This is a genomic window from Hydrogenophaga sp. (assembly GCF_051007235.1).
In the GTDB taxonomy this organism is placed as follows: Bacteria; Pseudomonadota; Gammaproteobacteria; order Burkholderiales; family Burkholderiaceae_C; genus Hydrogenophaga.
On record NZ_JBPCSJ010000185.1, the window covers coordinates 1 to 11599 of the forward strand.

General features: G+C 68.3%; 12 protein-coding genes and 1 pseudogene. 2 read left to right on the top strand and 11 right to left on the bottom strand.

All coding sequences use genetic code 11. The features are described from left to right. A partial coding sequence (locus ACR2JA_RS06570; protein WP_434008304.1) for a LysR substrate-binding domain-containing protein occupies nt 1-313 on the top strand: 313 nt, incomplete at its 5' end. A 49-nt stretch (nt 314-362) separates the two neighbouring features. Here ACR2JA_RS06570 and ACR2JA_RS06575 read toward each other — a convergent pair. From ACR2JA_RS06575 to ACR2JA_RS06605, 7 genes are all read right to left on the bottom strand, one after another. Further along, entirely contained in the window at nt 363-1319 is a 957-nt protein-coding gene (locus ACR2JA_RS06575) for an AEC family transporter (protein ID WP_434008305.1), read from the bottom strand. Between the two features lie 8 nt (nt 1320-1327). Beyond that, the gene (locus ACR2JA_RS06580; RefSeq protein WP_434008306.1) at nt 1328-2242 is read right to left on the bottom strand and encodes a DUF1932 domain-containing protein; all 915 of its coding nucleotides are present in this window, start codon (nt 2240-2242) and stop codon (nt 1328-1330) included. Between the two features lie 118 nt (nt 2243-2360). Further along, nucleotides 2361-3350 carry a Bug family tripartite tricarboxylate transporter substrate binding protein gene (locus ACR2JA_RS06585; protein WP_434008307.1) on the bottom strand — a complete coding sequence of 330 codons (990 nt, stop codon included), beginning with the start codon at nt 3348-3350 and terminating at the stop codon, nt 2361-2363. A gap of 125 nt (nt 3351-3475) precedes the next feature. Next, the gene (locus ACR2JA_RS06590) at nt 3476-4792 is read right to left on the bottom strand and encodes a TRAP transporter large permease (protein ID WP_434008308.1); all 1317 of its coding nucleotides are present in this window, start codon (nt 4790-4792) and stop codon (nt 3476-3478) included. A 21-nt stretch (nt 4793-4813) separates the two neighbouring features. Continuing rightward, nucleotides 4814-5335 carry a TRAP transporter small permease gene (locus tag ACR2JA_RS06595; protein WP_434008309.1) on the bottom strand — a complete coding sequence of 174 codons (522 nt, stop codon included), beginning with the start codon at nt 5333-5335 and terminating at the stop codon, nt 4814-4816. Between the two features lie 204 nt (nt 5336-5539). Then, the gene (locus tag ACR2JA_RS06600) at nt 5540-6574 is read right to left on the bottom strand and encodes a TRAP transporter substrate-binding protein (protein ID WP_434008310.1); all 1035 of its coding nucleotides are present in this window, start codon (nt 6572-6574) and stop codon (nt 5540-5542) included. Between the two features lie 168 nt (nt 6575-6742). After that, nucleotides 6743-8053 (bottom strand): gallate dioxygenase, encoded by a 1311-nt coding sequence (locus ACR2JA_RS06605; RefSeq protein WP_434008311.1) that lies wholly within the window; start codon nt 8051-8053, stop codon nt 6743-6745. Nucleotides 8054-8208: 155 nt separating this feature from the next. Here ACR2JA_RS06605 and ACR2JA_RS06610 point away from each other — a divergent pair, with 155 nt between their 5' ends. Then, nucleotides 8209-9123, top strand: coding sequence for a LysR family transcriptional regulator (locus tag ACR2JA_RS06610; protein WP_434008312.1), 915 nt, complete (start codon nt 8209-8211; stop codon nt 9121-9123). A 49-nt stretch (nt 9124-9172) separates the two neighbouring features. Here ACR2JA_RS06610 and ACR2JA_RS06615 read toward each other — a convergent pair whose 3' ends face one another. The 4 genes and pseudogenes from ACR2JA_RS06615 to ACR2JA_RS06630 form a co-directional block, all read right to left on the bottom strand. Next, entirely contained in the window at nt 9173-9343 is a 171-nt protein-coding gene (locus tag ACR2JA_RS06615; protein WP_434008313.1) for a hypothetical protein, read from the bottom strand. 18 nt (nt 9344-9361) lie between these two features. After that, entirely contained in the window at nt 9362-10213 is an 852-nt protein-coding gene (locus ACR2JA_RS06620) for a TRAP transporter substrate-binding protein (RefSeq protein ID WP_434008314.1), read from the bottom strand. A gap of 35 nt (nt 10214-10248) precedes the next feature. Next, entirely contained in the window at nt 10249-11040 is a 792-nt protein-coding gene (locus tag ACR2JA_RS06625; protein ID WP_434008315.1) for a GntR family transcriptional regulator, read from the bottom strand. Nucleotides 11041-11215: 175 nt separating this feature from the next. Continuing rightward, nucleotides 11216-11599 (bottom strand): annotated as a pseudogene (locus tag ACR2JA_RS06630) (C4-dicarboxylate ABC transporter); the annotation flags it as partial.

The window sequence follows — 11599 nt, forward strand, 5'->3', positions numbered from 1 at the left end:
GAGCCGGCCCAACGCGCTGCGCATGCACCTGGAGGCCGAGATGGCCGCCATCGGCCTGCGGCCCACCGTGGCACTCGAGATCGACGGCGTGTCGGCCATCCTCGACCTGGTGGCCGACGGCGCCGGCGCGGCCCTGCTCTCGCGCCAGGCGGTGGTGTCGTCGATACGGCCGTCGGCCTACTGCATGCGCCCGATCGAACCGCGGCTGCGCACCCGCGTGAGCCTGGCCACCAGTTCGCAACGGCCGGCCACACTGACCCAACGCGCGACGCTGGACCTGATCGCCCAGGTGCGCGCCGACCTGGGGCTCTGAGCGGGGCCGCGCAAAGGCTGGGCGTTTTTCGGGTACGAGCGAAAGACCCTCAGCCCAGCCAGCCGGCGCTGTGGCGCAGCAGCCAGAGCAGGCCGCTGAGCGTGAAGAACGAGGCCATGGTGCCCACCAGCAACGCGGCCGAAGCCAGGCCCTCGTGGCCGTGGCGCTGGGCCAGGATGGGGTTAATGCCCATCATCGGCATGGCACCGGTCAGCAGCAGCGCCATCTTCAGCTGCTGATCGGCGATCGGCACCAGCCAGGTCATCACGGCCAGCAGGCACAGCGGGTGCAGCACCAGCTTGCCCACGCCGATCTGCGCCACCGCCGCGCGCAGGCCCTGCAACTGCAGGCCCACCAGGCTGCCACCGATCACGAACAGAGACAGCGCGCTGCTGGCCTGCGCGAACAGCGTGACCGTGCGGCTCACCGGCGAGGGCATGGGCATGCCCAGCGCCGAGACCAGAAAGCCCGCCACGATGGCGATGATCAGCGGGTTGCGCACCAGCCCCAGCAGCGTCTGCAGCACCACCTGGCGCCAGTGGCCGGCCTCGTGGCGCTCCCTGTCGGCCAGCGCGAGCAGCACCGGGATGATCAGCAGGTTCTCCACCACCATGTTCAGCGCCAGCGCCACGCCCGCCACGGGCGCACCCAGGGTGAGCAGCAGCACCGGGTAGCCCACATAGCCGCTGTTCGGGCAGGCCATGCCCATGGCCATGATGGCCGAGCGGCCCATGCCGTGGCCACCGGCCTTGCGGTACCAGAGCACCGCGGCGCCCAGCAGGATCAGGCTGCCCAGCGCGTAGGCCGCCAGGTAAGGGCCGTTGAAGATCTCGCCCACGCTGCGCTGCGCCAGGGCGTTGAACAGCAGCGCGGGCAGCGCGAGGTTGATGACGAACTTGCCGAACACGCGCATGTCGGCGCGGTCAAACAGGCCGCCGCGGGTGGCCAGGTAGCCCAGCGCGATGCAGAGGTAGATCGGGCCGGTGATGGCCAGGATGTCGAGCATGGGCGGTGTCAGACCTGGTCGTCGTCGTTCGCGGCGGGACGGTGCGCCAGCAGCCGGTCGGCGTGATCCTTCCACGGCGGATTGGGGCCCAGTTCGGCAAAGTGCCCGGCGCGCGCCTGCGCCGCCATCCAGTCGTGCTTGAGTGCGATCGCCGAGGCCATGAAAGGCTCGAAGCCGGCCTCGCGCACGGTGTTGGCCGCCTCGCGCATTTCTTCGGCGCGGCGCTGGCCGTGCTGGGCCACGCGGCTGAAGAAGTAGGCGCCCTGCTTGGTCCAGTCGATGCCCGGGAAGGTTTCCTGCAGCGTGGCGACCATCGCGTCCTCCACGCCGTAGTGGCGCGCGGTGGCGTAGCTCTCGATCACCAGCGCTTCGAGGCCTTTGATCATCACGCTGCGGCACATCTTGGTGGCCGAGGCGATGCCCAGCCGCTCGCTCGCGACCTGCGCGTCCATGCCCAGCGCCGCCAGCACCGGCTGCAGGCGCGTGGCGTGCGCACCGCCCAGCAGCATGGGCACGCGGATGCCGTAGGGGGGCACCGAGGTCATCACCCCGACCTCGACGTAGTGCCCGCCGGCCGCGTCGATCAGCGCGGCGGCTTTCTGCTTGGTGCCGGGCGAGGCGGAGTTCAGATCCAGGAACACGCTGCCCGGCCGGATGTACGGCGCCACCGACTCGGCCACGGCCAGGGTGTTGCTGGCGGTCACCGCGGAGATCAGCAGCGTGGCTTGCGCGCACAGCGCTGCGGCGCTGTCGCAAGCGGTCACACCGGCCGCTGCCGCATGCGCCAGCGGTTCGTCCCGCCGGGCCGGATCGGCGAACTTCAGGTCCCAGGCGCCGGTCCAGGCCGAGGCGGGCTGCAGCCCCGCCGTGAAGATGCGCCCCACCTCGCCGTAGCCGATCAGACCAATGCGCACGTCTTTCATTTGGACGATTCCAAAAAGTTCAGGCCAACGAGCTTCCAGCACACGCCGTGGAACTGGCTTCGCCAGGCCACAGGCGTGGTCCCCCTTGGGGGGACGACGCGCAGCGGCGCAGGGGGGGTCACTGCTTCGGAATACCGGCGCGCTGGATCACGGCCGCCCAGCGCTGGATGTCCGACGCCAGCAGCTGCGCGGCTTCGTCAGGCGTACTTTGATCGGCGTCGATGTTGAGGTCGGCCAGCTTCTTGCGCACGTCGGGCTTGGCCAGCGCGGCCACGATGTCCTTGTTCAAGCGGTCGATGATGGGGCGCGGCGTCTTGCCGGGCACGGCCAGCGCGTTCCACGACGAGGCCTGGAAGCCCTTGACCCCCGCTTCCACAGCGGTCGGCACGTCGGGCAGCACCATCGAGCGCTTCTTGCCGGTCACCGCCAGGGCGCGGAAGGCGCCGGCCTTGATCTGCGTGAGCGCCGGACCGAGGATCTCGACGCCCACGTCGACCTGCTTGCCGCGCAGCGCGCCGATCAGCTCCGGCGTGGCCTTGAAGGGCACGACCTGTGCGTCGATGTCGGCGCTGGACTTGAACAGCTCGGCCGCCAGGTTCTGCGTGCTGCCAATGTTGATGCTGCCGATGTTGAGCTTGTTGGGGTTGGCCTTGGCGAAAGCCACCAGCTCGCCCAGGGTCTTGAACGGCGAGTCGGCCGGCACCAGCACGGCCAGGTCGAAGGTGCCCAGGGTGGACACGGGCGCCAGGTCCTTGAGCGTGTCGTACGGCAGGCTCTTGAACAGGCTGGCCGTGACCGCCGTGCCGTTGGACATCAGGAACAGGGTGTGGCCATCGGGCTCGGCACGCGCCACCGTCTCGGCCGCCACCACACCGCCGGCACCCGGGCGGTTTTCAATGGTGACCGGCTGGCCCAGCGAGGTGCTCAGCTCGGCGCCGATGATGCGCGCGGTCAGGTCACCGGCGCCGCCGGCGGCGAACGGCACCACGATGCGCAGCGGCTTGCTCGGGAACGACTGCGCCAGCGCGGGCGCGGCCAGGCCCAGGGCCGACAGGGCCAGACCAGCGGCCAGCAGGCCGCGGCGGACGGGGGACACGGAACGGTTCATGGAAGTCTCCTTGTTGTGAGTCGTGAATCGCCAGACGGCAGGCCACTGTAGCCACCAGCAAAAAGGCCCGCAATCACCTGCGGGCCCTTTCAGCTATGCGGGGGTGTGATAGCCCCCGTGCAGGGTCACAGCCGCAGGATGAACAGCGTGATCGAGGGGAACGCCACCAGGATGGCGGTGCGCACGAAATCGCTGGCCACGAACGGCATGATGGCGCGGTAGGTCTGGGTGATGGGCACGTCCTTGGCCATCGAGTTGATGACGAACAGGTTCATGCCCACCGGTGGCGTGATCAGCCCGACCTCCACCACGATCAGCACCAGGATGCCGAACCAGATCGCCAGTTCTTCGGGCGGCAGGCCGAAGTCCAGCGCCATGATGATGGGGAAGAACACCGGGATGGTCAGCAGGATCATGGACAGCGAGTCCATGAAGCAGCCCAGGATCACGTACAGCACCAGGATGGCTACCAGCACCAGGATGGGGCTCAGGCCCCAGCCGGCCACGGCGGCTGCGGCTTCCTGCGGCAGCTGCGACAGGGCCAGGAAGGTGTTGTACAGGCCGGCGCCCAGCACGATCATGAAAATCATGCCGGTGGCGGTGGCGGTGCCCAGCACCGCGTCGATCAGCGTCTTGCGGTTCAGGCCGCCGCTGGCCCAGGCCGCGATGCCGGTGCCCGCCGCGCCGATGGCCGCACCCTCGGTGGGCGTGAAGATGCCGGTGTAAATACCGCCCACCACGACCAGGAAGATCACGATCACCGGCCAGGTGGCGATGGTCGCGGTCCAGCGCTCCTTCATGGGCATGGGCGGCATGGTGCCCATTTCCTGCGGCCGCAGGCGCGCGTAGATGGCGATGGTGATCATGTAGCCGATGGCGGCCAGGATGCCGGGCACGAAGGCGGCCAGGAACAGCTTGGCGATGTTCTGCTCGGTGAGGATGGCGTAGATCACCAGCACCACCGACGGCGGGATCAGGATGCCCAGCGTGCCACCGGCGGCCAGGCAGGCGGTGGAAATGCCACCGGCGTAACCCGCACGCTTGAGTTCCGGCAGCGCCACCTGGCCCATGGTGGCCGCGGTGGCCAGCGACGAGCCGCAGATGGCGCCGAAACCGGCACAGGCCCCCACGGCGGCCATGGCCACGCCACCCTTGCGGTGGCCGATCCAGGCCTCAGCGGCCTTGAACAGCGCCCGCGAAAGCCCGCCCATGGCGGCGAACTGCCCCATCAGCAGGAACAGCGGGATCACCGACAGGTTGTAGTTGGAGAAGGTGGTGAACGTGACCTGCTTGAGCTGGTTGAAGATGGGCGCGAAATCGCCGTACACCAGCCAGGCGCCGCCCAGGCCGCACAGCAGCATGGACAGCCCGATCGGCACGCGGATGAAGATCAGCAGCAGCAGGAAAGGAAAGGACCAGAGGGCCAGTTGGATGTTGCTCATGTCTCGGTGCTCTGCTTGTGATCAGTGGCTCACGTTGGCGTCCACCGTCCAGCCCTGGGGCTCGGACGCGAGACCGAACCGCGTGAGGGTTTTGGCGGCGTAGGCCAGGCAGCCGACCAGGGCCCCGACCATGCAGAAGGCATAGGCCCACCAGATGGGCATCTGCAGGATGAAGGTGGTTTCCATGTACTCCTTCTTCTCCAGCAGGCCTTCCCAGAGTTTCCAGGTCAGCACCAGCCAGACCAGCAGCATGGCCACGTCGCTGAGCAGGTCGATCCCCTTCTGGAACCAGCGCGGCATGTGCATGTACATGAGGTCCACGGTGGCGTGACCCCCGCGCAGGTAGCACCAGGGCAGGAAGTAGAAGATCGCGACGCCGATGCCGACCTCGACCAGCTCGAAGTCACCGGGGACCGGCCCCAGACCCAGCCCCAGCAGGGCGCGGCCCGACACGCTGGCCACCACCATCAGGGTCACGGCCACCAGCACGATGCCGCCGAAGATGGCGGTCCAGTTCGCTAAACGGTAAATCCAGGCAATCATCCTTGGTTCCTTGAAAGTCTCGGCGACAGGACCCGCATTGTCGCCCCTGACCGGACACGAAAACGCCCTGCTCAGGGGGAACGCCACCGCGAACCCAGCCCCGCAGGACCCTGCATGGCTGCGCCGGTGACCCGACACCCGTCGGGCCGCCCGGCGCAAGACCCCGGCAGCCGCGCCCAGTGCGCGGCCGTCAGGGTGCACGCATCACTTGGCGTACTTGGCCATCGACGCGCGGGCTTCCGACACCAGCTTGGCACCGTCCAGGCCCTTGCCCTTCATCTCGGCGATCCAGTCGGTCTCCACCGCACTGGCGGTGCGGCGCCAGCGCTGGGTTTCGGCCGCGTCCAGCGCCACGATGTTGTTGCCCGCCTTGACCGCCATGTCACGGCCCACCTTGTCGGCCTCGTCCATGGCGCGCCCGAACATGGCCGCCGTCTCCATGCCGGCGTTGTCGTCGATCACCTTCTTCAGATCGGCCGGCAGCTTGTCGTAGGCGCCACGGTTCATGACAAAACCAAAGGTCTGCGAGTACAGCCCGTCCTTGCCGGCGAAGGTGGTGTGGTTCTTCACCAGCTCGGGAATCTTCACCGAGGGGGCCACTTCCCAGGGCACCGTGGCGCCGTCGATCACGCCCTTGGACAGGGCTTCGGGCACCTGCGGCACCGGCATGCCCACCGGCGTGGCGCCCAGCTTGACCAGCATGTTGTTGATCACGCGCGAGCCGCCGCGGATTTTCATGCCACGCAGGCTCTCCAGGCCGGTGACCGGCTGCTTGGTGTGGAACAGACCCGGGCCGTGGGTGTGGGCGGCCAGCAGCTTGACCGACTTGAATTCGTCGGTCGCGTTCTGGTCCACGTAGGCCTGGAAGGCGCGCGAGCACTTTTCGCCGCCGCCGCTGCACATGAAGGGCAGCTCGAACACCTCAGACCGGTTGAAACGGCCCGGGGTGTAGCCCAGCACGGTCCAGGTGATGTCGGCCACGCCGTCGCGCGCCTGGTCAAACAGTTGCGGGGGCGAGCCGCCCATCTGCATGGCCGCGAAGATCTGGACCTTGATGCGGCCACCCGATTCGGTCTCGACCTTCTTGGCCCAGGGGATGATGGCCATGGACGGGAAGGCGGCCTGCGGCGGCAGGAAATGGTGCAGGCGCAGGGTCACGGTCTGCGCCTGTGCCGGCACGGCGGCCAGCACGGACAGGGCGGCCACGGAAGCCAGCAAGCTGCGGCGGAAAAGTTTCATGGTTGTCTCCAGAGGGTGGGTGAGGGAAAAAAGGGTCCGGCATCGCCGGGCGCCACAGCGCCCGGGAGCCACACCTCAGCCATGGGCCCGCACTGTGCGCTGTTTGCCGGCCATTGAAAAGCGGCACAACAGACTTTCAGCTATAGCGGTCGGGCATGAACTGAATGGTTAATTTTGTGCCGTCGCGTCTGCAAACGCCGGCGGTTGCGCTCCATCGGCGGGCACCGCCGCCACCGAATACAGGGCGCCCGGCGCGTTGCGGGTTTTCAGAAATTCGTCCAGCGGCAGCCCCTTCATGGCGGCGTAGATGTGCAGGTTGCTCACGCCCAGCACGGCGCCGAGCTTTTCGAGCACGAAGAAGATGGCGCCGTAGTGCACCAGGCCACGCCAGTCGCGTGCGCGCAGCAGCACGCGCTCGACCTCGCTCAATCCGGCGCGCTCGTAGGCCGCCTCTTCGTCGGCGCGGAAAGCCTCGCGGTGCGCGGGCTGCACCATGGCGTGCAGGAAGCGGTTCAGCCGCAAGGCCTTGACGCTGCGCGCCAGCGTGTACGGGTAGGTGCCGGCCAGGCGCTCGGCGCCCCGGGTCTGCAAGGCCACCTTGTCCTGCTGGCGGCGGATCTCGCCGGCCACAGCGGGCTGCGCCTGGTTCTCATACACCGCGGTGGCGATGCCGGTCATCGACGGCAAGGTGTAGGCCTGGTGGCGTTTGGTGATCGAAGCCGAAAGCGCGCCGCGCATCACCAGCCACATGATGACCTCGGCCCCTTCGACGCCGCCCAGCTCGGCCAGCTCGGCCTGGGTCAGGTCGGCCAGGCGCTCGGGGTCTTTCTCGATCAGCTCCAGGAACTGGTGGTCCCAGGGCACGTTGTTGAAACCGCAGCGCTCACCGTGCACCTGGTGCGACAGGCCGCCGGTGGCGACGATGGCCACGCGCAGGTCTTCGGGGTAGCTGTCGATGGCGCGGCGCAGCGCCTTGCCCAGCTCGTAGCAGCGGCGTGCGGTCGGCATCGGGAACTGCAGCACCCCGATCTGCAGCGGGATGATGGGCAGCGGCCAGCCCTGTTCGCTGTGCGGCAGCAACACCGACAAGGGCGAGAAACAGCCGTGGTCCAGCGGCTTGCCCTGGAAGAACGACAGGTCGAACGCATCGGCCATGACCGACGCGCCGATGTGGGCGGCCAGCGCGGGGTGCCCGTCGATGCCGGGGATGCCGCGCACGCCACCACCCTCGTCCGCCACTTCCCAGCGTTCGCCCACGCCCAGCGCGAAGCTGCTGTAGTGGTCGAGGAAGAAAGAGCTGATGTGGTCGTTGTACACCACGACCAGGGCGTCGGGCTTCTGCTCGGCCAGCCACTGGCGGGACGGCTCAAACGCTTCGAAGATCGGCGCCCACACCGGGTCGGTCTGCTTGGACGCGTCGTGCGCGAAGCCGATGGTGGGGGTGTGGGACGCGGCAACAGCGCCGACGATGGTGGCCATGAAGGGGTGTCTCCTGAAATCGGCCGGCTTGCGAAATGTCAAGGCGGGCTGGCGGCGGATTCTGGCGAGCCCGCGCCGTACCGGGCAGATGTTGAAATCCGGCGCGCGATAACCTGGCGTTATCGCCTGCAGGGGTTTTGCACGACACTGCCGCCATGAAACTCATCGCCCTCAATGCCCTGGCGGCAGCGATCGAAACCGGCAGCCTGCGCTCGGCCGCGCGCCAGCTGGGCCTGTCACAACCAGCGCTGACCAAGACCGTGCGCGAGCTGGAGGTGGAGCTCGGCGCCGCGCTGCTGATGCGGTCGAGCAAGGGCGTGGTGCCCACCGCCCAGGGCAAAGTGCTGTTCGAGCAAGCACGCAAAACCCTGCGCGAACTCGACACCGCGGTGGACCAGGTCCAGCAGCTGGGTGGCCGCATGGTGGGCGAGCTGTCGGTGGGTGCGGTGCCGCTGGCCGTGATGATGCTGATCCCGGAAACCCTGCGCACCTTCGGCGCGGCGTTCCCCGACATCCGCCTGCGCGTGAGCGAGGAGCTGTACGTGGCCCAGTTGCAGCGGTTGCGCAAGGGCGAGGTGGACGTGGCGGTGGGCGGCATCCCGCCTGGGCTGGCCAGTGGCGAGTTCGTGGTCGAGCCGCTGCTGGACACGCGCATGGTGGTGGTGGTGCGCAAGGGCCACCCGCTGGCGAGTGCGCGCAGCCTGCGCGAACTGGCCCGGGCCCAGTGGGTCTACACCGGCGCCACCAGCGACGAGGGCTACGCCAAGACGCTGTACGAAAGCCATGGCATGGCACCGCCAGCGGTGGGCGCGGTGGTCAACTCCACGCTGGCCCTGCTGTCGCTGGTGGGCTCGGGCGACTTCGTGGGCCTGCTGCCACAGCAGATCGCGGTGCACCCGCTGTGCGCGCGTTACCTGCAGGTGGTGCCGGTGGCCGAACAGGGGCTGCCGCTCACGGTGGGCGCCATCGTGCGCAGCGACTCGGCGGTGTCGCCGGCGGTGCGGCACTTCATCGCCCACCTGCACCGGGCGGCGCACCACATCCACCCGGGCACCGCGGTCAACCCATGAAAAAAAAGCCGCCCCGTTCAGGGCGGCTTCCGGGGGAGGTGCGAGCCGTTTATTGGCTGTACTTCGCGATCAGTGCCCGCGCCTCCGACGCCAGTTTGGCGCCGTCGATGCCCTTGCCCTTGACCTCGTTGACCCAGTCGGTTTCCACCGTGGCCGCGGTGCGGCGCCAGCGCTGCGTTTCGGCCACGTCCAGCGCCACGATGTTGTTGCCCGCCTTCACCGCGATGTCGCGGCCGGCCTAGTCGCCATCGTCCATGGCCTTGCCGTACAGGGCGGCCGCCGCCTGGCCCGAGTTGGCGTCGATCACCTTCTTCAGATCCGCCGGCAGCTTGTCGTAAGAAGCCTTGTTCATCGAGAAGGCGAAGGTCTGGGTGTACAGCCCTTCCTTGCCGGCGAAGGTGGTGTGGTTGCGCACCAGTTCGTGCACCTTGAGCGAAGGCGCCACTTCCCAGGGGATGGTGGTGCCGTCGATCACGCCCTTGGACAGCGCCTCGGTCACCGCCGGCACCGGCATGCCGACCGGCGTCGCGCCCAGCTTGGTGAGCATGTTGTTGATGATGCGCGAGCCGCCGCGCACCTTCATGCCGCGCAGGGCTTCCAGGCCGGTCACCGGCTGCTTGGTGTGGAACAGGCCGGGGCCGTGGGTGTGCACGCAGATCAGCTTGACGTCCTTGAACTCCTCGGCCGCGAATTTCTCGACGTATTCCTGGATCGCCTTGGACGACTGCTCGGCCGAGCCGCTCATGAACGGCAGCTCGAACACCTCGGTCCTGGGGAAGCGCCCCGGCGTGTAGCCCAGCACCGTCCAGGTCAGGTCGACCACGCCGTCGCGCGCCTGATCGAACAGCTGCGGTGGCGCACCGCCGAGCTGCATGGCGTTGAAGATCTGCACCTTGATGCGTCCGCCGGATTCGGCTTCGACCTTCTGCGCCCAGGGCACGATGGCCCGGGCCGGGATGGTGGCCTGCGGCGGCAGCATCTGGTGCAGGCGCAGGGTGATGGTTTGCTGGGCGGCGGCGTGGCCGGCCGCACCGACAGCGGCCAAGGCACCCAGGGTGCGCAGGGCGTCGCGGCGTTGCATCGAACTCATGGAGGTCTCCTTTTTTGGTGGGGGTGAAAACGGGATCAGGGCCGCCGCTGGATGAGGCGGATGGCGGGCATCGAGACCGTGAGCGCGTGCGCCGGCTGCTCGGTCACCACGGCGTCGAGGTTGCGCTGGGCCAGACGGGCGTGCTCGCGCATGATGGATTCGGCGCGCGCGCCTTCGCGCCGCTCGATGGCGTCGAGCACCTGCTGGTGCTGCTGCTGCGCCACCACCAGCATGTCGCGCGCCGGTGCGCTGTCGGGCTGCGCCAGCACAAAGCCCGACGGCGACGCGAACGGAAGGCTGTTGACGCGTTCGAGCTGGCGACCGATGGTGGGGCTGTCGGCCATGCCGACCAGCAGCACATGGAATTCGCTGTTGCAGGCCACGTAGTCGGAAAACGCCTGCTCGTCCAGCCGGGGCGCCGCCAGCAGCGCGCTGATGCGCGCCAGGCACACGCGCGCCGCCTGCAGGGCGGCGGCGGGCACGCCGCGCTCGGCGGCCCGGCGGGCCAGCAAGCCCTCGAGCGTGCCGCGCAGCTCGATGGCGTCGGCCACATCGCGCTCCGAAAAGCTCTGCACCACATAGCCCCCATGGGGCAGCGCCTGCAGCAGGCCCTCCTGCTCCAGCCGCACCAGCGCAGCGCGGATGGGGGTGCGCGACATGCCCAGGCGTTCGACGATCGCGAGTTCCGCGATGCGCGTGCCCCCGGCCAGCTCACCCGACAGGATCAGCTCGCGCAACTGCAGCAGGGCCCGCACCTGCGCGCTCTCGGCCAGGGCGGGCAGCGCGGACCCATCGGTGGACAGTGAAGGGGCGGCAACGGTGCTCATGCGGCGTGAATGTATACAAGACCACCCCGAATTGCACCTGAATCGGGTCGAAATCAGGGTAAATCAGGAGTGTTTGTATCCAACAGAGCCCAGACCGCGGACGCCGGGGCACGGGTGGCCGCCCAATAAAAAGGCCGCCCGAGGGCGGCCCGTGTTCATGCCACGGAGCGGGCCGTCACTTGCTGTACTTCGCCATGCTGGCCTTGGCTTCGGACAGCAGCCGGGCACCGTCGATACCCTTGCCCTTGACCTCGTTCACCCAGTCGGACTCGACCGAGCCGGCGGTACGCTTCCAGCGCTGCACCTCGGCCACGTCCAGCTCGGTGATCTTGTTGCCACCCTTGAGGGCGATGTCGCGGCCGACCTTGTCGCCCTCGTCCATGGCCTTGCCGAAGAAGGCGGCGGTTTCAAGTCCGCTGTTGTTGTCGATCACCTTCTTCAAGTCGGCCGGCAGCTTGTCGTAAGACGCCTTGTTCATCGACAGCGCGAACGTGGTCACGTACAGGCCGTTGCCACCGGCGAAGGTGGTGTGGTTCTTGACCAGTTCGTTGACCTTGAG